Annotated in this window: 20 protein-coding genes; 15 read left to right on the top strand and 5 right to left on the bottom strand. The window is 72.0% G+C overall.

All coding sequences use genetic code 11. The annotated features are described in order from the left end of the window. The first annotated feature begins 95 nt into the window (after positions 1-95). Positions 96-1502 carry a cystathionine beta-synthase gene (locus tag ACFYY1_RS14880; RefSeq protein WP_388584856.1) on the top strand — a complete coding sequence of 469 codons (1407 nt, stop codon included), beginning with the start codon at positions 96-98 and terminating at the stop codon, positions 1500-1502. A 455-nt stretch (positions 1503-1957) separates the two neighbouring features. Here ACFYY1_RS14880 and ACFYY1_RS14875 read toward each other — a convergent pair whose 3' ends face one another. Further along, positions 1958-2794 carry a helix-turn-helix transcriptional regulator gene (locus ACFYY1_RS14875; protein WP_388584853.1) on the bottom strand — a complete coding sequence of 279 codons (837 nt, stop codon included), beginning with the start codon at positions 2792-2794 and terminating at the stop codon, positions 1958-1960. A 150-nt stretch (positions 2795-2944) separates the two neighbouring features. On the opposite strand from ACFYY1_RS14875, the gene ACFYY1_RS14870 reads away from it, so the two are divergent. Next, positions 2945-3706, top strand: a complete 762-nt coding sequence (locus tag ACFYY1_RS14870; RefSeq protein WP_388584851.1) for an SDR family oxidoreductase — start codon at positions 2945-2947, stop codon at positions 3704-3706. Between the two features lie 22 nt (positions 3707-3728). Here ACFYY1_RS14870 and ACFYY1_RS14865 read toward each other — a convergent pair whose 3' ends face one another. Then, a complete protein-coding gene (locus tag ACFYY1_RS14865) occupies positions 3729-4148 on the bottom strand; it encodes a hypothetical protein (protein ID WP_388584849.1) in 420 nt (139 codons plus the stop codon). A gap of 229 nt (positions 4149-4377) precedes the next feature. On the opposite strand from ACFYY1_RS14865, the gene ACFYY1_RS14860 reads away from it, so the two are divergent. The 3 genes from ACFYY1_RS14860 to ACFYY1_RS14850 all read left to right on the top strand — a co-directional run bounded on the left by ACFYY1_RS14860 (position 4378) and on the right by ACFYY1_RS14850 (position 6684). Continuing rightward, a complete protein-coding gene (locus ACFYY1_RS14860; protein WP_388584847.1) occupies positions 4378-5244 on the top strand; it encodes a MurR/RpiR family transcriptional regulator in 867 nt (288 codons plus the stop codon). 45 nt (positions 5245-5289) lie between these two features. Further along, complete coding sequence (locus ACFYY1_RS14855; protein WP_388584845.1) at positions 5290-5898, top strand: hypothetical protein; 609 nt, start codon at positions 5290-5292, stop codon at positions 5896-5898. Between the two features lie 219 nt (positions 5899-6117). Beyond that, on the top strand, positions 6118-6684 hold the full coding sequence (locus tag ACFYY1_RS14850; RefSeq protein ID WP_388584842.1) for a hypothetical protein: 567 nt from the start codon (positions 6118-6120) through the stop codon (positions 6682-6684). Positions 6685-6696: 12 nt separating this feature from the next. Here ACFYY1_RS14850 and ACFYY1_RS14845 read toward each other — a convergent pair whose 3' ends face one another. Then, the gene (locus tag ACFYY1_RS14845; RefSeq protein ID WP_388585502.1) at positions 6697-7170 is read right to left on the bottom strand and encodes a roadblock/LC7 domain-containing protein; all 474 of its coding nucleotides are present in this window, start codon (positions 7168-7170) and stop codon (positions 6697-6699) included. Between the two features lie 360 nt (positions 7171-7530). On the opposite strand from ACFYY1_RS14845, the gene hutU reads away from it, so the two are divergent. From hutU to hutI, 4 genes are all read left to right on the top strand, one after another. After that, complete coding sequence (gene hutU, locus ACFYY1_RS14840; RefSeq protein ID WP_388584839.1) at positions 7531-9192, top strand: urocanate hydratase; 1662 nt, start codon at positions 7531-7533, stop codon at positions 9190-9192. Positions 9193-9338: 146 nt separating this feature from the next. Then, positions 9339-10547, top strand: coding sequence for an allantoate amidohydrolase (locus ACFYY1_RS14835; RefSeq protein WP_388585500.1), 1209 nt, complete (start codon positions 9339-9341; stop codon positions 10545-10547). Beyond that, a complete protein-coding gene (locus ACFYY1_RS14830; RefSeq protein WP_388584837.1) occupies positions 10538-11923 on the top strand; it encodes a formimidoylglutamate deiminase in 1386 nt (461 codons plus the stop codon). Before ACFYY1_RS14835 ends, ACFYY1_RS14830 begins: the two co-directional genes overlap by 10 nt. 32 nt (positions 11924-11955) lie before the next feature. Next, positions 11956-13149 (top strand): imidazolonepropionase, encoded by a 1194-nt coding sequence (gene hutI / locus ACFYY1_RS14825; protein WP_388584836.1) that lies wholly within the window; start codon positions 11956-11958, stop codon positions 13147-13149. A gap of 112 nt (positions 13150-13261) precedes the next feature. On the opposite strand, the gene ACFYY1_RS14820 is transcribed toward hutI, so the two are convergent. Next, positions 13262-14299: an RNA polymerase sigma factor SigF gene (locus tag ACFYY1_RS14820; RefSeq protein WP_388585498.1), complete on the bottom strand. Its 1038-nt coding sequence runs from the start codon at positions 14297-14299 to the stop codon at positions 13262-13264. A gap of 283 nt (positions 14300-14582) precedes the next feature. Between ACFYY1_RS14820 and ACFYY1_RS14815 the strand changes: the two genes are divergently transcribed. The 6 genes from ACFYY1_RS14815 to ACFYY1_RS14790 all read left to right on the top strand — a co-directional run bounded on the left by ACFYY1_RS14815 (position 14583) and on the right by ACFYY1_RS14790 (position 20239). After that, a complete protein-coding gene (locus tag ACFYY1_RS14815) occupies positions 14583-14951 on the top strand; it encodes an STAS domain-containing protein (RefSeq protein WP_388584834.1) in 369 nt (122 codons plus the stop codon). Positions 14952-15189: 238 nt separating this feature from the next. Then, positions 15190-15711, top strand: coding sequence for an ATP-binding protein (locus ACFYY1_RS14810; RefSeq protein WP_388584832.1), 522 nt, complete (start codon positions 15190-15192; stop codon positions 15709-15711). A 190-nt stretch (positions 15712-15901) separates the two neighbouring features. Then, positions 15902-16573 carry a peptidase gene (locus ACFYY1_RS14805; protein ID WP_388585496.1) on the top strand — a complete coding sequence of 224 codons (672 nt, stop codon included), beginning with the start codon at positions 15902-15904 and terminating at the stop codon, positions 16571-16573. Positions 16574-16659: 86 nt separating this feature from the next. Next, positions 16660-17679 (top strand): hypothetical protein, encoded by a 1020-nt coding sequence (locus ACFYY1_RS14800; RefSeq protein ID WP_388584829.1) that lies wholly within the window; start codon positions 16660-16662, stop codon positions 17677-17679. Next, positions 17676-18836 carry a hypothetical protein gene (locus ACFYY1_RS14795; protein WP_388584826.1) on the top strand — a complete coding sequence of 387 codons (1161 nt, stop codon included), beginning with the start codon at positions 17676-17678 and terminating at the stop codon, positions 18834-18836. Before ACFYY1_RS14800 ends, ACFYY1_RS14795 begins: the two co-directional genes overlap by 4 nt. 38 nt (positions 18837-18874) lie before the next feature. Beyond that, the gene (locus tag ACFYY1_RS14790) at positions 18875-20239 is read left to right on the top strand and encodes a hypothetical protein (protein ID WP_388585494.1); all 1365 of its coding nucleotides are present in this window, start codon (positions 18875-18877) and stop codon (positions 20237-20239) included. 110 nt (positions 20240-20349) lie between these two features. Here the strand turns inward: ACFYY1_RS14790 and ACFYY1_RS14785 are convergent, their stop codons facing one another. Further along, complete coding sequence (locus ACFYY1_RS14785) at positions 20350-21840, bottom strand: peptide MFS transporter (protein ID WP_388584824.1); 1491 nt, start codon at positions 21838-21840, stop codon at positions 20350-20352. Positions 21841-21957 lie beyond the last annotated feature (117 nt).

The raw sequence follows: 21957 nt of genomic DNA, 5'->3' as shown, positions 1-21957 counted from the left end.
ACTGCCCCGCAGTGACCGTTGCTCAATCGCTTCGCCCATTCCCGTCCCCGTACGCATACCCTTGCCGCACCATCTCGGAGACCCCGGAGTACACGGTGCAATTCCACGATTCGATGATCAGTCTCGTAGGCAATACCCCGCTGGTGAGGCTGCGCAGTGTGACGGCCGGCATCCAGGCGACGGTCCTGGCCAAGGTCGAGTACTTCAACCCCGGCGGTTCGGTCAAGGACCGCATCGCCCTGCGGATGATCGAGGCCGCGGAGCAGAGCGGCGAGCTCCAGCCCGGCGGCACGATCGTCGAGCCGACCAGTGGCAACACCGGCGTCGGCCTGGCGATCGTCGCCCAGCAGAAGGGGTACAAGTGCATCTTCGTCTGCCCGGACAAGGTGTCCCTTGACAAGATCAATGTGCTGCGCGCCTACGGTGCCGAGGTCGTCGTCTGCCCGACGGCCGTCGACCCCGAGCACCCGGACTCCTATTACAACGTCTCCGACCGCCTGGTCCGCGAGACGCCGGGGGCCTGGAAGCCGGACCAGTACTCCAACCCCAACAACCCGCGTTCCCACTACGAGACCACCGGTCCCGAGCTGTGGGAGCAGACGGACGGGAGGATCACCCACTTCGTCGCGGGCGTCGGCACCGGCGGCACGATCAGCGGCACCGGCCGCTATCTGAAGGAGATCAGCGGCGGATCGGTGAAGGTGGTCGGCGCGGACCCGGAGGGCTCGGTCTACTCCGGCGGCTCCGGGCGCCCCTACCTCGTCGAGGGCGTCGGTGAGGACTTCTGGCCGAGTGCCTACGACCGTACGGTCACGGACGAGATCGTCGCCGTGTCCGACAAGGACTCCTTCCAGATGACCCGCCGCCTCGCCAAGGAGGAGGGACTGCTGGTCGGCGGCTCCTGCGGCATGGCGGTCGTCGCCGCCCTGGAGGTCGCGAGCCGCCTGGGCCCGGACGACGTGGTCGTCGTCCTGCTGCCCGACAGCGGCCGCGGCTACCTCAGCAAGATCTTCAACGACGAGTGGATGGCGGACTACGGCTTCCTGGAGGACACCGGCCCGTCCGCGCGCGTCGCCGATGTGCTCGACCACAAGGCCGGCCCCATCCCGACGCTCGTCCACATGCACCCGGAGGAGACCGTCGGCGAGGCGATCGACGTGCTGCGCGAGTACGGCGTCTCGCAGATGCCGATCGTGAAGCCGGGCGCCGGCCACCCGGACGTGATGGCCGCCGAGGTCATCGGTTCGGTGGTGGAGCGGGAGCTGCTCAACGCGCTGTTCGCCCAGCGCGCCTCGCTCTCCGACCCGCTGGAGAAGCACATGTCGCCGCCGCTGCCGCAGGTCGGCTCCGGCGAACCGGTCGAGGACCTGATGGCGGTCCTCGGCGGCACGAACACCGCGGACGCGGCGATCGTGCTGGTGGAGGGCAAGCCGAAGGGCGTGGTCAGCCGCCAGGACCTGCTGGCGTTCCTCGCCAAGGACGCGACGGCCGGCAAGGCGTAGCACCCCCGCGGCGCTCCGCTTCGCGAAAACGGTACGAGCGCGACACGTCCGCGCAGCACCGGCTTAACACGCGTCCGGCAGATTGACGGGTGTCGGCGGGGAGACCCGCCGGCACCCGATACGGCGACACGGACTACGGAGCGGCTCCCGGACCTCCATCGTCGCCAGGACGCGGTGACCGGAACTGACCCGGACCGTGTCCCTCGCGGGGACCGCCGTCGTCCCGCCCCCCGGGCGACCGGGGGTGCGGCGGTCCCCGCGATACATCCGTCAGTGCGGGCGCGTGGCTTCGTCCGTCCACGTCCCTGGCTCCGTCCGTCCACGTCCGTGGCTTCGTCCGTCCACGCGCGTGGCTTCGTCCGTCCACGCGCGCGGCTTCGTCCGTCCACGCGCGTGGCTTCGTCCGTCCACGTCCGTGGCTTCGTCCGTCCACGCGTGCGGCCCCTGGACGCGTCTCAGCCGGCCGGTGCCGGTGCGGCCGCCCAGCTCGCCAGCAGGGCGAGGCGTTCGGCCGTCTCGCTGCCGGGCTCCGGGGTGTAGACCACCAGGGACTGACCGGGATCGCCGGCCGCGGCGAGCGTCTCGTACGGCAGGACCAGCTCACCCGCGACCGCGTGGTTGATGCGCTTGACGCCACCGGTCTTCGACTTCACCTGATGGTCCGCCCACAGCCGGCGGAAGTCCTCGCTCTTCAGTGACAACTCACCCACCAGTGTGGCCAGTTGCCGGTCATTGGGGTGCAGCCCCGCGTCCAGCCGCAGATACGCGACCGTCTCTGCCGCCACCGCCGCCCAGTCCGGGTACAGCTCCCGCGCCGCCGGTTCCAGGAACACCTGGCGCGGCATGTTGCGCTCGGCGGCGGGCATCCGGGAGAAGCCGACGACGGCGTCCCCCAGCGCGTTCCAGGCCAGCACGTCCATCCGGCGCCCCAGGACGAACGCCGGGGCACCGGCCAGCGAGTCCAGCACCAGGCGCAGCCCCGGACGTACCCGCTGGGCGGAGGCCGGAGCCGAGGCACCCGCCCCGGGGCGCGCCACCGTACGCAGGTACGTGTGCTCCGTCTCGTCCAGCCGCAGCACCCGGGCTATCGCGTCGAGCACCGCGTCCGAGACGCTCCGGCCGCGCCCCTGCTCCAGCCGGATGTAGTAGTCGACGCTCACCCCCGCGAGCTGCGCCACCTCCTCGCGCCGCAGTCCCGGTACGCGCCGTCGGCCGTACGCCTGGAGCCCCACGTCCTCGGGCTGGATACGGGCGCGGCGTGAGCGGAGGAAATCCCCCAGGTCGGCTTCCATGGCGTCGATCGTAGAAGAAGCGTGATCGCCCAGCCTGGTACTGGCGGACCCAGGAACAGCGTCCCCCTGGGTAACCCGTCGGCGCCCCCGCAGAGTGGAACCAGGCCCGGGGAAACACCCCGGCAGCCGGAGCGCACAAGGAGCACGGACATGACGTACACGACTCTCGCCGGCCGCACCGCCGTCATCACCGGAGCCGCCAGCGGCATGGGCAGCGCGACCGCCCGGCTGCTCGCCGCCCAGGGAGTCAGGGTCGCCCTGCTGGCCCGGCGCGCGGAGCGGCTTCAGGAGCTGGCCGCCGCGATCGAGGAGGCGGGCGGCGAGGCGCTCGCCGTCGCCACCGACGTCACCGACCAGGCGTCCGTCGACGCCGCGGCCGAGCTGGTGCACAGCACCTTCGGCCGGGTGGACCTGGTGGTCAACGCGGCCGGTGTGATGCTGCCGAACCCGGTGGACGAGGGCCGGACCGACGAGTGGCAGCGGATGATCGACACCAATGTGACGGGCGCCCTGCGGATCATCCGGGCCTTCACGGCCGACCTGGTGGCGGCGGCCGCCGAGGGCCGCACCGCGGACCTGGTCAACATCTCGTCCATCGGCGCGCACATCATGTTCCCCAACTACGCCGTGTACGGGGCGACGAAAGCCGCGCTGACGTACCTCTCCACGTCGCTGCGCACCGAGTTCGGGCCGCGTGACGTCCGCGTCACGAACATCGAGCCGGGCCTCACCGACACGGAGCTGGCGGGCCACGTCGACAACGTCGAGCTGAGCAGCCAGCTCGACGGCATGTTCGACGCGCTCGGCGGGCTCGCCGGCGAAGAGATCGCCGACCTGATCGCCTACGCCACCAGCCGGGCGCGCCACATCAACCTGCGCCAGCTGATCGTGCAGCCCACCCGCCAGGCGTAGGGCGGTTCTCGGTGCTCGGCCGTCAGTCCTCCCAGGCGGAGCCCGCACGGCCGGGGCGGCGCGAGAACCACGGCCAGTTGCGGGCCGCGTGCACGGCATTGACCGCGACGATCCCGAGCCAGGCGACGATCAGACCTCCGGTGCGGGCGGTCCCGGCAGCGATCGCCGACAGGGGGACGGCCAGGATCAGCGAGATGATCCCGAAGCCGTAGCGCTCGCCGAAGTTGCCCAGGTACTGCGACGGGCGCGTACTCCTGGCCTCGTTCACCCGCTGTTCGGCGAGATGGCGCCGGACCTGGCGGTCGAGAGTGCTGTCGAGCTGCTGCTCGACCTTCTCCAGAAAGGACTCCACGAGCGCGGGCTCGTACTCCGAACCCAGCTCACTACGGGCGTGCAGGGCGGCATCGAGCTCGTTCCTGAGCTCGGGGTCACGGGCTTTCATGACCTTTACGGTACGAATCGCGGGCCTCGCGGTCAGTGGGGCTAACCCCCCTCTTTGGGCCGGGCTTCGGGGTGGACCTCAGGTCGGGCTTCGGGGCAGCAGGGTCGTCGGACCCGGTGTTCCGCACGGCCGGCCGCCCCGGCTGCATATGGACATGCAGACGCCTTGCTGGCTGAATGGATTTGTCGGCGCCGGATCGCGGTGCGCCGGAATCTACCGAGGGGACAGCATGAGCGGGAGCAGCCCGGCCGCGCGGTTGCAGCAGCTCTTCGAGGGGCGCCGGCTCACACCCACCCAGCGGCGTATCGCGCACTCGATGGTGCGCAGGGCCGGGGACGTCCCGTTCCTGTCGAGCGTGGAGCTGGCCGAGCTCGCCGGGGTCAGCCAGCCGTCCGTCACCCGCTTCGCCGTGGCCCTCGGCTTCGACGGCTACCCGGCGCTCCGCAAGCACCTGCGGGAGGTCGCACCCGCCGAGCCCGTGTCCGCGGCCGGGGGCGGGGGCGGGGCCGGGAACGGGAACGACGTGCACAACGAGTACCAGCAGGCGGTGCTCGGCGAGATCGAGAATCTGCGGCACCTGGCCGAGCTGCTCGCCGACCCCGGGCCCGTCGAGCGGGCGGGCAGGCTGCTGGCGGCCTCGCGGCCGCTGCTGGTGCTCGGGCTGCGGGCCGCCTCCTCGCAGGCGCGCGGCTTCGGATACTTCGCGGCGAAGGTCCACCCCGATGTCCGGGTGCTCGACGAGGGCGGCAGCATGCTGCGCGACCGGATCGACGCCGCGCGCCGGGCGGGCGCCTCCGCGCTGATCTGCTTCGCGCTGCCCCGGCACCCGAAGGAGGTCGTGGACGCGCTCGCGTACGCGCAGGAGCAGGGGATGACCGTCGTGTCGGTGGCGGACTCCGCGTTCGCGCCGGTCGCCAAGCACAGTGATCTGCTGATCCCGGCCGCCGTCGGCACCGGGCTCGCCTTCGACACGGCGTGCGCGCCGATGCTGCTGGGGCGGGTGCTGCTGGAGGCGATGTGCGACGACCTGCCCGACGCGCAGGCATGGCTGGAGGAGTTCGACGCGAGGGCGGCGCGGGGACTGTTCGTGGAGTGACGGGCCCGGCGCTGCCGTCCGGTCCGGGCCGGGGACAATGGCACGATGCTGGAACTGCTGCCGGGAATCGGTGTGGCGCTGCCGGGCGGGGCCGGGGTGCTGCGGTTCGGAACGAGTGCCGATGCCGCCCGTGACCTGCTGACCGCGTCCGCGGACCGGGTCCACCTGGGGCGGCAGTGCGCGTCGCTGACGATCAAGGACTACTCCGAACTCCGCCATGCCCACGACGCGTGGCTCGACGGCTACCTCTTCCAGCCCGGCTGGAACACCGTGGCCGAGTTCGACGGGATCCGGCTGACCCTGGCCGCCGGTGGCCCGGACGCGGCCGACGGGCTCGCACGGGTCGAGGTGGAGCGTGTGCGCCCTGCGTCGGGGCCGGACGCGGCCGCTGCCGTGTGGGACGGGGTCGATCTGTTCGAGCACCCTGCCGACGAGGTGCTCCTGGTGCTCCCGGAGACGGTGCGGCTGCCGGAACCGGCCTCGGGCGTGGCCGTGCCCGCGCTCGGGCTGCGGCTGGGCGGGAATGCTCCGGCGGGCGACAGATGGGAGCGACTGGCCCTGACCGACACGGAGTCCGACGGCTGGGCGCGCTGCTGCGCCGGCCGGTTCCACTGTGCCGGGGGCGGCAACGGACTGGTGGGGATCATGAGCTGAGGGGTGTCCGGCGGGGCGGCTGCCGCGATTTCGCCGCCGCCCGGCGGGGGTGGCTCCCGCGATTTCGCCGGGTGTCCGGCGGGGCGGCTCCCGTGGCTTCACCGATTCTCAGGCACCGCTCATCTACGGCCACTAACCTCCGGGCCGGAAGGCTCAGCAGGAGCTGACGGTTCAGCAGACGCTGACGGCTCACCAGGGGCCGTGGAGAGGGGTACGGACGTGGGACGCGGAGCGCAGTCGTTGGCGAGGGTGGCCGTGATCGTACGGGCCGGTGCCGCACCGCTGTGGTGGCCGGGGCTGCTGGCCGCGGCGATCGGCGCGCTGGTGCCGGGGCTCACCGGGCGCCGGATCGGCCTGCTGTCCGGGGCCGCGCTCTTCCTGATCACCGCGGCGGTGGTGGCGTTCGCACGTGGTGGCCGGTACGCGGAGCTGGCCGGGGGCGCCACGCGTGCCGGGCGGTCCGACTTCCTCCAGGACCGGGCCGTGACCGTACGCGAGTGGCGGCGCGGGCACCGGTGGTGGCTGCTCGGCGCGTTCCTCGCGGCGGTGGCCAGTGCGTTCCTGCTGCCCGGGGCCGGTGGGCTGGTGCTCGCCGGGGCGGGCGCCGGGCTCTGGCTCAAGGCCGTCCGGATCGGGCGGCGCGAGGAGCGGGACGACGCCCTGTACTGGGTGCGGACCGACTGGGTGGAGCGCGGGCGGCCCGCGGGCAAGCAGGTCAAGGGGTACCGGACGACCGGGCCGATGGCGGGGGACGCCGCGCCCGGCGGGGCGCGGCGCCGGCGCTGAATCCGCCCGCCCTCAGGAGCGGGGCGGCTGTGGGCCGGGGTGCGGCTGGGAGGTGAGGGACGGGGATGCCGGGCGGGCGGCGCGGCGCGATGCGGCGTCGATCAGCTCGCCGATGCGGGCGCCCGCGCGGCGGCCCTCGATGTGGAGCGCCCCGACGTCGACCCGGTCCTCGGTCAGCAGCGTCAGGACGGCCGAGGGCCCCGCCGCGTACGACGCCACGCAGCCGGACTCGCCCCGTACGAGAAGTTCGCCGAAGCCGCCCCGGCCGGTGGCCTCCGCCATCCGCGTCGCGACGCCGAGCGCGGCCGCGGTCAGCGCGCCGACGCGCTCCGGCTCCACGTCCGGGGTGTCGTGGGCCAGGACGAGCCCGTCGGTGCCGGCGACCAGGGCGCCGGACAGGAGCGGCACCCGGGTCCGTAATCGCCGGAGCTCGGCCAGCACATCCCGCGCCTGCGCCTCGGCTTCGGCCTCGGCTTCGGGCGCCATCGGCGGTTTCGTCCCGGCGCGCAGCCTGAGTGCTCGGATCACAGGGGCCTCCCATGCGTCTGTGAGCCGGTGCGGCGCAGCGGCCGCGGGCATACGGACTACCCTCCCGGCCCGGTGTGCGAATGTGACCACGAGGCTACGCAACGTGCTTTCCCCGGACAGGGATTCAGGCATTTCCCAGGGGCACATGCCCTGGTGCATGGAGGCGTACGGAGGGCGCGTGCCGGGGGTGCCGGGCGACCCGTGTGCGGGGTGAGCGCCGGGCGTCCGTCCCCGTGCGACGGCGCGGGGCTGTTGACTACGAGTATTCAGGCCATCAGGATGTGAATAGAGGACTTACAGTCGCGAGGAGGCATTGCCATGGCAGGACCCCGCCCCGTTCGGGCACCGCGCGGTACGGAACTCAGTGCCCTGGGATGGCAGCAGGAGGCCGCCCTGCGCATGCTCCAGAACAACCTCGACCCCGAGGTCGCCGAGCACCCCGACAAGCTCGTCGTCTACGGCGGCACCGGCAAGGCGGCCCGCGACTGGCGCTCCTTCGATGCGATGGTGCGCACACTGAGGACGCTCAAGCAGGACGAGACGATGCTCGTCCAGTCCGGCCGCCCGGTCGGCGTCATGCAGACGCACGAGTGGGCGCCGCGCGTCCTGATCGCCAACTCCAACCTGGTCGGCGACTGGGCGAACTGGGAGGAGTTCCGCCGCCTGGAGGCGCTCGGGCTCACCATGTACGGCCAGATGACCGCCGGATCGTGGATCTACATCGGCACACAGGGCATCCTCCAGGGCACGTACGAGACGTTCGCGGCGGTGGCGGCCAAGAAGTTCGGCGGCACCCTCGCCGGCACGATCACCCTGACCGCCGGACTCGGTGGCATGGGCGGTGCCCAGCCGCTCGCCGTGACCATGAACGACGGCGTCGCGATCTGTATCGACTGCGACCCGCGCGCCATCGAGCGCCGGATCGAGCACCGCTACCTGGACGTGCGCGCCGACTCCCTGGAGCACGCGCTCCAGCTGGCCACCGAGGCGCGGGACGCCCGCCGCCCGCTCTCCATCGGCCTGCTCGGCAACGCGGCGGAGCTGCTGCCCCGGATGCTCGCCGAGGGCGCCCCGATCGACATCGTCACCGACCAGACCAGCGCGCACGACCCGCTGTCGTACCTCCCGCTCGGGATCGGCTTCGACGAGATGGCCGCGTACGCCGCCGAGAAGCCCGCCGACTTCACGCAGCGCGCCCGGGAGTCGATGGCCAGGCACGTCGAGGCGATGGTCGGCTTCATGGACGCCGGTGCCGAGGTCTTCGACTACGGCAACTCCATCCGCGGCGAGGCCCGGCTCGCGGGCTACGACCGGGCGTTCGACTTCCCCGGCTTCGTGCCCGCGTACATCCGGCCGCTGTTCTGCGAGGGCAAGGGCCCGTTCCGCTGGGCGGCCCTGTCGGGTGAGGCCTCCGACATCCACCGGACCGACAAGGCGATGCTGGAGCTCTTCCCGGAGAACGAGTCGCTGCACCGCTGGATCAAGATGGCCGGCGAGCGCGTCCACTTCCAGGGACTGCCCGCCCGGATCTGCTGGCTCGGCTACGGCGAGCGCGACCGGGCCGGTGAGCGGTTCAACGACATGGTGGCGAGCGGTGAGCTGGCCGCCCCGCTGGCCATCGGGCGGGACCACCTGGACTGCGGCTCCGTGGCCTCCCCGTACCGGGAGACCGAGGCCATGCTCGACGGGTCCGACGCGATCGCCGACTGGCCGCTGCTGAACGCCATGGTCAACGTGGCGTCCGGCGCCTCGTGGGTCTCCCTCCACCACGGCGGCGGCGTGGGCATGGGCCGCTCCATCCACGCCGGGCAGGTGACCGTCGCCGACGGTACGGAGCTGGCGGGCGAGAAGATCCGCCGGGTGCTCACCAACGACCCGGGCATGGGCGTCATCCGGCACGTCGACGCCGGGTACGACATCGCGGAGTCCGTCGCCGCGGACAAGGGCGTGCGCGTTCCGATGACGGAGGACGACCAGTGAGCCTTCCGACCGGGGACGGGACCAGGGCCGGTTCCGGGAACACGACCGGATCCGGGAGCACGACCGGTTCCGGGAGCACGGCCGGTGCCGGCGGCCACAGCTGGTCGTCAGCCGGCGGCCACAGCGGCTCGTCCTCGTTCCAGACCATGTGGCGAGAGCTCCTGCCCATCGGCCGGAACCGGAGCAGCGGGGGCTACCGGCGCTACGCCTGGACCGGGGCCGACGTCGACTGCCGTGCCTGGTTCCGGGCGCAGGCCGAGGCGCGCGGGCTCACCTACGAGGTGGACCGGAACGGCAACCAGTGGGCCTGGCTCGGTGACCCCCTGGCCGGGGACGCCGTCGTCACCGGATCGCATCTCGACTCCGTACCGGACGGCGGTGCCTTCGACGGGCCGCTCGGCGTGGTCTCCGCCTTCGCTGCGCTCGACGAACTCCGCCGCAGGGGAGTGGAGTTCACCCGGCCGCTGGCCATCAGCAACTTCGGCGACGAGGAGGGGGCCCGCTTCGGGCTCGCCTGTGTCGGCTCCCGGCTCGCCGCCGGACGGCTGACCGTCGAGGCTGCGCACCGGCTCCGCGACGACCGGGGCATCACGCTGCCGCAGGCCATGGAGGCGGCCGGGTACGACCCCGGCACCATCGGCCCGGACCCCGAACGGCTCGCCCGCATCGGCGCGTTCATCGAGCTCCACGTCGAACAGGGGCGCGCCCTCGACCTCAGCAGCGACCCGGTGGGCATCGCCTCCGCGATCTGGCCGCACGGACGCTGGCGGTTCGACTTCCGGGGCGAGGCCAACCACGCGGGCACCACCCGGCTCGCCGACCGCCGCGACCCGATGCTCACGTACGCCGAGACCGTGCTCGCCGCCCGCCGGGAGGCGGAGCTGGCCGGCGCCCTCGCCACCTTCGGCAAGGTCGCCGTCGAGCCCAACGGGGTCAACGCCATCCCCTCCCTCGTCCGGGGCTGGCTCGACTCCCGCGCCGCCGACCAGGACCGCCTGGACGCCGTGGTCACCGGCATCGAACGGGCCGCCCGGGAACACGCCGAGCGGGCCGGCATCGACGTCGATGTCGTACGGGAGTCCTTCTCGCCCGTCGTGGAGTTCGAGCACGCCCTGCGCGACGAGCTCGGCAAGATCCTCGCGGGCCGGGGCGACGCCGGTCGTGCCGTACCCGTCCTCGGGACCGGCGCCGGACACGACGCGGGTATTTTGTCCGCTTCGGTGCCGACCGCCATGCTGTTCGTCCGGAACCCCACCGGGGTCTCGCACTCGCCGGCCGAACACGCGGCCGAGGACGACTGCGTGGCCGGGGTGGTCGCACTCGCCGACGCACTGGAGGGTCTCGCGTGCAGCTGACGACGGAACCGGCGGGCAGGCCCGCCACCGTGACGTACTGGTTGTCCCACGCCTGGCTCGGCACCCATGTCGAGCCGGGCGTCGCCCTGGACGTCTCCGGCGGACTGATCGCGGGCGTCCGCACCGGTGTCGCCACCCCGCCGCCGGGCGCCACCGTGCTGCGCGGGCTCACCGTCCCCGGGCTCGCCAACACCCACTCGCACGCCTTCCACCGCGCCCTGCGCTCCACCGTCCAGGTGGGCTCCGGCACCTTCTGGACCTGGCGCGAGACCATGTACCAGGTCGCCTCCCGGCTCACCCCCGACTCGTACTACGAACTCGCCCGTGCCGTGTACGCCGAAATGGCGCTGGCGGGCATCACCGCGGTCGGCGAATTCCACTATCTGCACCACGCGCCGGGCGGCACCCCGTACGACAACCCGAACGCGATGGGCGAGGCCCTGATCGCGGCTGCGGGCCAGGCCGGGATCCGGATCACGCTGCTGGACACCGCCTATCTCTCCGCCGGATTCGGCAAGCGCCCCACCCAGTACCAGCAGCCCGACCGGCACCAGCTGCGCTTCTCCGACACCACCGCGGACGCCTGGGCCGAACGCGCCTCCCTCCTCAAGGGCTCCGACCACGCCCTGATCGGCGCCGCCATCCACTCCGTGCGCGCCGTGCCCGCCGCGCAGCTCGCCACCGTGGCCGCCTGGGCCGAGGAGCGGCAGGCCCCGCTCCATGTCCACCTCTCCGAGCAGACCGCGGAGAACGACGCCTGCCTCGCCGCCCACGGCCGCACCCCCACCCGGCTCCTCGCCGACCACGGCGTCCTCGGCCCGCGCACCACCAGCATCCACAACACCCACCTCACGGCCGAGGACATCGCACTCCTCGGCTCCTCGGTGACCGGCACCTGCATGTGCCCCACCACCGAACGCGACCTCGCCGACGGAATCGGCCCCGCCGTCGCCCTCCAGCGGGCCGGCTCGCCGCTCTCCCTCGGCAGCGACAGCCACGCCGTGATCGACCTCTTCGAGGAGGCCCGCGCGATGGAGCTCGACGAGCGCCTGCGCACCCGGGCGCGCGGCCACTGGACGGCGGCCGCCCTGCTGCGCGCCGCCACCGTCGACGGCCACGGGGCGCTCGGCCGGCCCGGGGCGGGCGTCATCGAACCCGGCGCCCCCGCGGACCTGGCGACCGTCGCCCTGGACTCCGTCAGAACAGCGGGGCCGGTGCCCCGACTGGCTGCCGAAGCAGTCGTATTCGCCGCCTCCGCCGCCGATGTGCGGCACACGGTCGTGGCGGGCCGACACATCGTCCGCGACGGGCAGCACGCACTCGTCGAGGACGTACCCGCAGCACTCGCCTCGGCCATCGCCGCCCTGCACGGCTGACGCCGTACCCCCGTAAGGAGAACAACCCCCCGATGACGACGACCGCCATCATCAACATCGCCAGTCTGGTCACCAACGACCCCTCCCTGTGCGCGGATTCCCCCCTGGGCACGATCCGGGACGCGGCCGTCGTCATCGAGGGCGACCGGATCGTCTGGACCGGTGAATCAAGCAAAGCACCCGCCACTGACAACGCCGTCGACGCGGGCGGCCGGGCGATGATCCCCGGCTTCGTCGACTCCCACTCCCACCTCGTGTTCGCGGGCGACCGCACCGAGGAGTTCAACGCCCGGATGTCCGGCCACGCCTACAGCGCGGGCGGCATCAGGACCACGGTCGCCGCCACCCGCGCGGCCACCGACGAAGAGCTCTCCGCCAACGTCGCCCGCTACCTCGCCGAGGCGCTGCGCCAGGGCACCACCACCTTCGAGACCAAGTCCGGCTACGGCCTCACCGTCGAGGACGAGGCCCGCGCCCTGCGCATCGCCGCCCGGCACACCGAGGAGGTCACCTACCTCGGCGCCCACGTCGTCTCCCCGGACTACGCCGACGACCCGGCCGGCTACGTCGACCTGGTCACCGGGCCGATGCTCGACGCCTGTGCCCCGTACGCCCGTTGGGTCGACGTCTTCTGCGAGAAGGGCGCCTTCGACGGCGACCAGGCCCGCGCGATCCTGACCGCGGGCATGGCGAAGGGGCTGCTCCCCCGCGTCCACGCCAACCAGCTCGGCCACGGCCCCGGCGTCCAGCTGGCCGTCGAACTCGACGCCGCGTCCGCCGACCACTGCACCCACCTCACCGACGCCGACGTGGACGCCCTGGCCCAGGGGAACACCGTCGCCACCCTGCTCCCCGGCGCCGAGTTCTCCACCCGCGCCACCTGGCCGGACGCCCGCCGCATCCTCGACGCGGGCGCCACCGTCGCCCTCTCCACGGACTGCAACCCGGGCTCGTCGTTCACGTCCTCCATGCCCTTCTGCATCGCCCTCGCCGTACGGGACATGGGCATGACGCCGGACGAGGCCCTCTGGTCCGCCACCGCGGGCGGCGCCGCGGCCCTGCGCCGTACGGACATCGGCCGCATCGCCCCCGGCGCCCGCGCCGACCTGGCCCTCCTCGACGCCCCCAGCCACGTCCACCTCGCCTACCGGCCGGGCGTCCCGCTGGTCCACACGGTCTGGCGGCGGGGCGAACGCGTCGCAGGGGAGCCGCAGCCGCTGTCGTAGCCGCGGTTGCGGTTGCGGTTGCGCGGCATTCATAGCGCCGTGGGCACGCCCGAACACGTGGAAGGACCCGCCTCCTGACGAGGCGGGTCCTTCCACGAGGCGGCGTGGCCGCTCACTCCTCCAGGGTCAGCCCCTTGCGCAGCTTGACCAGGGTGCGGGAGAGCAGCCTCGACACATGCATCTGGGAGATGCCCAGTTCCTCGCCGATCTCCGACTGCGTCATGTTGGCGACGAACCGGAGCGAGAGGATCGTGCGGTCGCGGCGCGGCAGCGAGGCGATCAGCGGCTTCAGGGACTCGACGTACTCGATGCCTTCGAGGCCGTGGTCCTCGTAGCCGATGCGGTCCGCCAGCGCGCCTTCGTGCTCGTCCTCCTCGGGCTTGGCGTCCAGCGAGCTCGCGGTGTACGCGTTGCTCGCGGCCATGCCCTCGACGACCTCGTCGCGGGTGATGCCGAGGCGGTCGGCGAGCTCGCCCACGGTGGGCGATCGGTCCAGTCGCTGGGCGAGCTCGTCGCCCGCCTTGGCCAGGTCGAGCCGCAACTCCTGGAGCCGGCGCGGGACGCGCACGGACCAGCTGGTGTCGCGGAAGAAGCGCTTTATCTCGCCGACGATGGTCGGCATCGCGAACGTGGGGAACTCCACGCCCCGGCTGAGCTCGAAGCGGTCGATCGCCTTGATCAGGCCGATGGTGCCGACCTGGATGATGTCCTCCATCGGCTCGCTGCGGGAGCGGAACCGGGAGGCGGCGAACCTGACCAGGGCCAGGTTCAGTTCGACGAGCGTGTTGCGGACGTACGAGTACTCGTGGGTGCCCTCTTCGAGGGATTCGAGCCGCTCGAAGAGCGTCTTCGACAGTGCCCTGGCGTCCAGCGGCCCCACTTCGTCATAGGGCGGGATCTCGGGAAGTCCTTCGAGACCATCACTCGCGCCGTGGCCGGAGCCGTCGGTGCGGTCGGTGTCGCTGATGGTGCTCGTGGCGATGGTGCTCGTGCTGGTGGTGCTCGTGGTGGTGCTGGTACCGCTGTCGGTAGCGGTGCTGCTGCGGGTGCCGTTCTCGGCGCTCGCGGCAGGGGAGTCTGAGTGGGTCAGTCCCTGAGGACATGCTGACGTCGCGTTGTGGGGACGCGGGCCGTCGAGCCGGGGTGACATGGTCTCCTCCATCGTTCTCGGCATATGGCTGCCGATGCCCATACGTGTTCCTGCGGTGAAGCGGCGCCTCCGAAGCCGGCCGTGTTTTGGGTGTCCTCCTACCCTTACCCGCTTCGGACGGACAGTTACAAGCGCCAATTGACGCTATATGTCCGGTTTGTTGAGGTCTTCGGGTATCGCGTGGCCCACAGACCGCGTACTGTTTCAAGAACGTCAGAGGAAGCACATACGCATCTGCGCACGCGAAGGCGCAGGCAGTGACGAACGGCGAAGAGGGACGGGCATGGACCGCGGGACGGTCGGCAGCGCGAACCGGGGTCGACTTCATGTCGAGGTCCGGACCGAAGGGCGCAGCGAGGTGGTGACGCCGGTGGGTGAGCTGGATCACCACACGGCGGATCTGCTGCGGGAGCCCCTGGAGCACGCGGTCGAGCAGGGGCGGGTGCGCCTGGTGGTCGACTGCTCGGGACTCGAGTTCTGCGATTCCACCGGGCTCAATGTGCTGCTCGGTGCCCGCCTGAAGGCGGAGGCGGCCGGGGGAGGGGTCCATTTGGCCGGAATGCTGCCGGTGGTGGCGAGGGTCTTCGAGATCACCGGGGCCGAGGCGGTCTTCACCGTCCATGACTCCCTCGAAGCGGCCCTGGACGTGTGACCGCGACGCGTTTCGCGGTCCCGGGCGCCCCTGGTGTTGCCCGTGTCACGCGATCCGCGTAGACGAAGTGGGTGTTGTCACGATTCGGCCGGGCAGGAGTCATCCGGCGGAGCCGTGGGCGACCACCAGAATCTGAATCCGTACGTGCAAACTATTCGATCTTGCAACTGTTCGATCTTGTAGCTGTTCGATGCAATTGTTCGATGGCGACATGGTGAATCGGTGAGGTGAAGCGCTGATGAGCACCACCCGGCAGCATCCGCCGGGCGACCTCGGCCCCGAGCCGGAGGACGTCGGCGTTCAGCCGCACCCGGACGCGGGTGCCGGTGCGGTCTCCTCCGGGCCGGCCGAGCGGCAGTGGCTCACCCTGTCGCTGCGCGGGATCAGCGGCATCGTGCCGACCGCCCGCGACTTCGCCCGCCAGGCGCTTCACGAATGGGGCTGGCTGCCCGCGTCGAGCGCCGACGGCCGGGCCGCCGCCGAGGACGTCCTGCTGGTCGTCTCCGAGCTGGTCACCAACGCCTGTCTGCATGCCGACGGGCCCGAGGAGATGCGTATCGCCTGCACGGCGAAGGTGCTGCGGGTGGAGGTCGTCGACTCGGGTGCGGGACAGCCCGCGCCGCGCACCCCGCACCGGGCCGGGCGGCCCGGCGGGCACGGCATGTTCATCGTGCAGCGGCTCTGCCTGGACTGGGGCGTCCTGCGGGTGCCCGGCCGGTCCGGGAAAACCGTCTGGGCGGAGCTGGCCGCCCCCGCGTAGGCCGGCCGCACCCCCCGGGGGTGTACGGCCCCGTTGTTCGCAGCACCGAGGAGCGCGCCGGATCGGCGCGCTCTTTGTCTTCCCTCCACAAGGCACCGGGCGTACCTTGAGCGCCCGATCTGATGTGTCGTCAGGAAAATGCGTCGGTGTGAACCGGCGTGCGGCGACTTCCGGCATGAGGGGAACTCAGGTGTCCTACCAGAAGCGAACAGCTCTCGCGCTGGCGTCCGCGCTGGCGGGCACGGTGGTGCTGATGGCCGCGCCCGCCGCCCACGCCACGGTCGTGGACGTCGACTACAACTGCAAGACCCCGATCGGCGACAAGAGCGCCGTGTCTCCCATCGACATCAAGAGCGTCAAGAGCGGGGGTGGCTACCGGCTCACGATGTCCTTCCAGAAGGGCGTCTCCTCCAGCCCCGTCGAACTGGGCAAGGGGGCGATGAACCCCAGCGCGGTCATCCAGGTGGGCGGCGCCGACTCCGGCCAGGTCCAGGTCTCCGGCGCGCCGAACTCCACCGCGATACCCGCCAACAGCCCCATCAAGATCAGTGACCTGTCGGGTACGTACACCCCGAAGAAGAGCGGCAAGGTCGACTTCACCGCCGGAGTGCTCACCATCAAGGCGCTCGGTACGACCACGACCTGCACCCCCACCAACAAGCCGGGCCCGTCGCTCCAGCTCGACGTGAAGGCCGCGGGCAACGCGCAGAGCGCCCCGGACGACGGCGACGGGCAGCTGCCGAAGACCGGTCCGCTCGACTCGGCCGTGGCGCTCGGCACGCTGGGCGGCACGGTGCTGCTGACCGGTGCGGCCGGGGTGCTCTGGCTGACCAGGCGGGGGCAGGGGGTCGCGGGCCGATAGGGGCCGTTCCTGCCGGACCGGGCCGGAACCGGAGCGGCCCGGGGCCCGGGATCCAGCCGCCGCCGTCACGCACCAGGGAGCCGCCCATGCCGTCGCCGACCGGTCACGCCGCCCGACTCGCCCTTGCCGTACTGCTGTGCGCCCTCGCCATGACACCGGTGGCCGGTGCCGCGCCGCGGACGCCGCCGCACACGGGCGCCGCCTCGTGGACGGCGCAGCCCGCGGTGAGCGGTTCCGGTACGGGCGGCAGACCGTACGTCTACCTGGAGGGCCCGCCCGGCACCGTTCTCCAGGACCGGATCTCCGTCACCAACTCCGGGCGGGACCCGGTCACCGTGCGGCTGAGCGGTGCCGACACGTACGACGCGAAAGGCGGCGGCTCCGGTGGCGGGAGCGTCACCGGGACCGGGCGCTGGCTGCGGACCGCCGCCGCCGAGGTGACCGTCCCGGCCCGCACCCGCGCCGATGTGCCGTTCACCGTCACGGTGCCGACGGGCGCGACGCCCGGCGACCGCCCCGCCGCGATCGTCGTACGCGGTGGCGACCGCACGGTGGGCGTACCGGTCCGGCTGCGGGTGGGCGGGCCGACGCTGGCCGCGCTCACCGTCGAGGACGTCACCGTGTCCGGGCGGACCATCCACTACACGCTGGTCAACCGGGGCAACGCGGTCCTCGCCCCCCGGCTCGCGGTCCGGGTCGACGGGGTGTTCGGGACGCTGCTGCGGCGCGGGGCCCGCACCCTGCCGGTGGAGGTGCGGCCCGGACAGCGGCTGCGGCTCACCGAGCCATGGGACGTCCCCGCGTTCGACTCGGCGACCGTACGGCTGCGCGTCACGGCGGCGGGCGGCGCGCACGGCGAGGCGACGGCCCGCGCGGTCTTCGTCCCGTGGGCGCCGCTGACCGCCGGTGCGCTGCTGGTCCTGGCCGGTGCGGGTGCGGGGGCGTACGTGTACCGGCGCAGGCGATCGCGCCGCGGGCACCGGCGAGCCGACACCGACACCGGCACCGATGCCGACATCGGTGCCGGAGAACGGCCCGGAGGGTCACCGGGCGGTCAACAGCACTCAGGGAGCAGGGACTTGGCGAAGGCGGGAGCGGAATCGTGACTGGACAGGCCGGACCGGCAGCACCCCGCAGCGGCGGTCACCGAGGGGCCGGGAGCCCGTTCGCCGCGCCGTTCGTGGCATTGCTCGTGGCCCTGCTGCCCGCCCTGCTGATGCTCTCCGCGACCGGGGCCGGGGCGGCGGACACGAGGGCCGCGGACGCGAAGCCCGTGGTCACCCTCTCCAAGCAGCAGGCGGGCAAGGGCGGTGAGATCACCGTGAAGGGCAGCGGCTGGCGCCCGAACGCACTGCTGATGATGTTGATCTGCGGACGGTCCACGCAGGAGAGGGGCGTGATCGGCGGCACCAACTCCTGCGCCAACGCCGAGGGCAGGGCCGTCACCACCGATGCCAAGGGCGCCTTCCGCAAGAAGATGCCGGTCGCCGAACCGCCCGTGCCCTGCCCCTGCGTGGTGCACGTCGCCACCGTCACCGGGGAACAGGCCGCCGCCGACGCCGTGTTCGTCGTCGCGGGCCACCCGCTCGCCGCGCTGCCGAAGGAGACCGGGGGCGGCAGGCTCGCGGTGCTCGCCACCACCCGGCTGGAGGGCGACAGCGGGATCCTCACCTGGTTCGGTGCCCCGCCCGCCCGGCAGCTCGTCCTCACCGTGGGCAACCTCGGTTCCGCCCCCGTCAAGGACCCGGTCTTCGAGGTCGGCACCGCGCACGGCGTCTTCGCCCCGCAGTGGGAGGAGCAGCAGTGGCGCGGCACCATCGCCTCCGGCCGCAAGGCGCAGATCAGGCTCCCGGTGGAACTGACGGCGGGCGCCCACGGCGACTACCAGATCTCGCTCAGGTACGGCGGCAAGGTGCTGGCCGAACAGCCGTGGGGGGTCGGCCGCCCCTGGGGGGTCACGCTCTTCTGGATCCTGCTGTGCCTCGTCGTGCCCGCCGCCGTGTTCCGGATCGGCATGGCGGTCGTCGACAAGGTACGGCCCCGCTCCTCGCGCGCCCCGGGCCGCGCCCGGCGCCACCGCCCCCGGAAGGGGGCCGCAGGCAAGTCCACGAAGACCCCGAAGCCGCGCCGTACGCCGGGCCCCGCCGGGGACCCCGCGGCCGCGCCCACCGACGGCCCGGCCGCCACCACGGCCGCGCTGCCGTGGTTCACACCCGATTCCGCACCGTCAGAGAACAGACCGACGACGAAGGGACATTCGTGAGTACGCAACGCAGGACGGTCGCGGCGGGAGTCGCGATGATGCTCGGCGGCGCGGGCATGCTGCTGGCCGCGAGTCCGGCACAGGCCGCCGACGTCTCGTACGCGACGGAGTGCATTCCGCCGCCCATCTCCGGGCTGCCCGCCGTGCAGGGCACCACCAAGGTGCAGCTGACCGCGCCCGCCGAGGCCAAGGTCGGGGACACCGTCGAGGTGGTGTGGAAGACGGTCGAGGCCGCTTCCAAGAACCCCGACATGCTCGACCTCGGCAAGGACACGGTCAAGCCGACCGGCACCCTCAAGGTGGGCGGCGCCGCCACCGGCACCGTGCAGATGGAAGGGCCCCGGCAGAACCCGCCGATCCCCAAGAACAGCGCCATGGTGCTGCCCGACATGAAGGGCACGCTGAAGCTGGAGAAGGCCGGTGAGATCACGCTGACGCCGGACGCGTACAACATCAACGTCTCCAAGCCGATCTCCACGGACACCAAGTGCACCCCGACGGAGGCCGTGCAGCCGGGCGCGACCATCAAGGTCACGGACGGCGGCGGATCCACCACCTCGGGCGGCACGACGAGCGGCTCCACGAGCGGCTCCACCACCGCGGGCGGGACCACCTCCGGCTCCACGACCTCGGGCGGCACCACTGCGGGAGGCACCACCTCGGGAGGCACGACCGCAGGCGGTACGACCGCGGGCGGTACGACCTCCGGTGGCGACTCCGGCGGCTCCACCTCGGGCTCGGGCGGCGGCAGCGGACAGACCGACTTCCCCGGCAAGGAGGTCGCGGTCCACTTCACCTGTACGTCCCCGGGACCGGCCGACATCGCCTCCAAGGTCACGATCAACGCCAAGAAGAGCGGCGGGAGCTACGCCCTCACGGTCAAGACGGCCAAGGGCGTGATGGACAGCCCGGCCGCACTGCCGGCCGGTGCCCTCAAGCCGTCCATGGACGTCACCCTCGGCGGCGCGGACAAGGGCTCGGTGAAGGTCACCGGACCCGCCAACGCCGAACCGCTGGAGCAGGGCAAGCCGGTCGACCTGGCCGACATGACCGGCACGTACAAGCCCGGCGCGTCCGGCAAGTCCACACTCAGCCCCGGCACCCTGACGATCGACGTCACCCTGGGCGGCCAGAAGATCAGCATCCCGTGCAAGGTGAAGGGCTCGGCACCCGTGTCGCTGGAGCTCGACACCGCGGCCCAGGAGGGCGGCGCCTCCGGCTCCGCCACCTCGGGCTCCGCCGGCTCCACGGCCGGCGGCACCGCCTCCGGCGGGCTGGCCGCCACCGGGGCCGAGGACAACGGCACCCTGCGCGCCCTCGGCCTGGTCGCCGGCACGGCGATCCTGCTGGGCGGCGCCGTGTTCACCTTCACCCCGTGGCGCAGGCTGCGAGGCACCAGGTGAGCCGGCTCCCGTAACCACGGCGGCCGTAACAACGGCACAAGGGCCTCCGCACCGGTCGACGGTGCGGAGGCCCTTGTGCACGGGCGTACGGGCAGAAAGCGATCAGCGCGTCAGCGCACGTCGCCCATGAGCGCGCTGACCTTCTTGCGGTACATCCAGATCGCGAACCCGGCGACGATCGCGAGCGCCGCCTCCAGGCCCACCATGCCGGTCTTGTTCAGGTCGACACCCGCCAGCGACAGCAGGCTGGTGGTGCAGTCGCCCGCGGTGACCGCGAGGAACCAGACACCCATCATCTGGCTGCCGTACTTCGCGGGCGCCATCTTCGTGGTGACCGAGAGGCCGACGGGGGAGAGGCAGAGCTCACCGACGGTCTGCAGGAAGTAGATCGACACCAGCCACATCGGGCTGACCTTGTCGCCGTCCGTCGTCATGGTCAGCGGCAGCATGAAGACGAGGAAGGAGACACCGACCAGGAAGAGGCCCGAGCCGAACTTGACGACCGTGCTCGGCTCCTTGCCGCGCCGGTTCAGCGCCAGCCATATCCAGGCGACGACCGGGGCCAGCGCCATGATGAAGACCGGGTTGACCGACTGGTACCAGGAGGTCGGGAAGTCCAGGCCGAACACGCTGTTGGTGGTGGAGGACTCACCGAAGAGCGACAGCGTCGAGCCGCCCTGGTCGTAGATCATCCAGAACACGGCCGCGGCGACGAAGAACCAGATGTAGCCGGACATCTTCGACTGCTCGGTCTTCGAGAGGTCCCGGTCCCGCTTGATCCGGACCAGCACCGCGATCGGGATGATCAGACCGGCGACGGTGATCGGGACGAGCGCCCAGTTCAGCGTGTAGACGTCGGTGGCGACGAGGACGCCGTAGAAGACGACGGCCACTATCAGCCACAGCAGACCCTTGCGCAGGGTCGTACGGCGCTCCTCGGCCGACAGCGGCTTCGGGACGACGCTGCTGCGCGCGCTGAGGTGGCGGGTACCGATGAGGAACTGGGCCAGACCCAGCGCCATGCCGGCCGCGGCGATGGCGAAGCCGAGGTGCCAGTTCACCTTCTCGCCGACGGTGCCGATGATCAGCGGCGCGGCGAAGGCACCGAGGTTGATGCCCATGTAGAAGACGGTGAAGCCACCGTCGCGACGGGCATCGTCCGGACCGTTGTAGAGGTGGCCGACCATCGTCGAGATGTTGGCCTTCAGCAGTCCGGAGCCCAGAGCCACCAGCGCCAGACCGGCGAAGAAGGTGCCGGAGCCCGGCAGCGCGAGCGTCAGGTGGCCCAGCATGATGATCGCGGCCGAGATGGTGACCGTCTTGCGCGGCCCCCAGACCCGGTCGCCGAACCAGCCGCCGGGCATGGCCAGCAGGTACACCATCGCCATGTAGATGGAGTAGATCGCGGTGGCCGTGGCCGCGTTCATGTGCAGGCCGGAACTGGAGACCAGGTAGAGCGGAAGCAGGGCCCGCATGCCGTAGAAGCTGAAGCGCTCCCACATCTCCGTCATGAAGAGAGTGGCCAGGCCGCGGGGGTGGCCGAAGAAGGTCTTCTCGGTACCAGAAGTACTGGCCGGGTCCTTCGTCAGGCTGGACGCCATGGTCGATCCTTGTGTGCTCGGGACGCGACGCCTTGTGAGCGTGGTGCGCCCGGTGGGGGGAGGCCGGCACCGGCACGGGCACGTCCCACCCCTCACGCCCGGGAGGGGATTCGCCCC

It is taken from the genome of Streptomyces sp. NPDC001890 (assembly GCF_042891445.1).
Lineage (GTDB): Bacteria > Actinomycetota > Actinomycetes > Streptomycetales > Streptomycetaceae > Streptomyces.
This window is presented reverse-complemented; position numbering and strand designations above follow the sequence as displayed.

Bases quoted from the DNA above. Each gene is read 5' to 3' on its own strand.
- ACFYY1_RS14875 (WP_388584853.1), bottom strand. From the start codon at position 2,794: ATGGAAGCCGACCTGGGGGATTTCCTCCGCTCACGCCGCGCCCGTATC.
- ACFYY1_RS14870 (WP_388584851.1), top strand. From the start codon at position 2,945: ATGACGTACACGACTCTCGCCGGCCGCACCGCCGTCATCACCGGAGCC.
- ACFYY1_RS14865 (WP_388584849.1), bottom strand. From the start codon at position 4,148: ATGAAAGCCCGTGACCCCGAGCTCAGGAACGAGCTCGATGCCGCCCTG.
- ACFYY1_RS14860 (WP_388584847.1), top strand. From the start codon at position 4,378: ATGAGCGGGAGCAGCCCGGCCGCGCGGTTGCAGCAGCTCTTCGAGGGG.
- ACFYY1_RS14855 (WP_388584845.1), top strand. From the start codon at position 5,290: ATGCTGGAACTGCTGCCGGGAATCGGTGTGGCGCTGCCGGGCGGGGCC.
- ACFYY1_RS14845 (WP_388585502.1), bottom strand. From the start codon at position 7,170: ATGGCGCCCGAAGCCGAGGCCGAAGCCGAGGCGCAGGCGCGGGATGTG.
- hutU (WP_388584839.1), top strand. From the start codon at position 7,531: ATGGCAGGACCCCGCCCCGTTCGGGCACCGCGCGGTACGGAACTCAGT.
- ACFYY1_RS14835 (WP_388585500.1), top strand. From the start codon at position 9,339: ATGTGGCGAGAGCTCCTGCCCATCGGCCGGAACCGGAGCAGCGGGGGC.
- hutI (WP_388584836.1), top strand. From the start codon at position 11,956: ATGACGACGACCGCCATCATCAACATCGCCAGTCTGGTCACCAACGAC.
- ACFYY1_RS14820 (WP_388585498.1), bottom strand. From the start codon at position 14,299: ATGTCACCCCGGCTCGACGGCCCGCGTCCCCACAACGCGACGTCAGCA.
- ACFYY1_RS14815 (WP_388584834.1), top strand. From the start codon at position 14,583: ATGGACCGCGGGACGGTCGGCAGCGCGAACCGGGGTCGACTTCATGTC.
- ACFYY1_RS14810 (WP_388584832.1), top strand. From the start codon at position 15,190: ATGAGCACCACCCGGCAGCATCCGCCGGGCGACCTCGGCCCCGAGCCG.
- ACFYY1_RS14800 (WP_388584829.1), top strand. From the start codon at position 16,660: ATGCCGTCGCCGACCGGTCACGCCGCCCGACTCGCCCTTGCCGTACTG.
- ACFYY1_RS14790 (WP_388585494.1), top strand. From the start codon at position 18,875: ATGCTCGGCGGCGCGGGCATGCTGCTGGCCGCGAGTCCGGCACAGGCC.
- ACFYY1_RS14785 (WP_388584824.1), bottom strand. From the start codon at position 21,840: ATGGCGTCCAGCCTGACGAAGGACCCGGCCAGTACTTCTGGTACCGAG.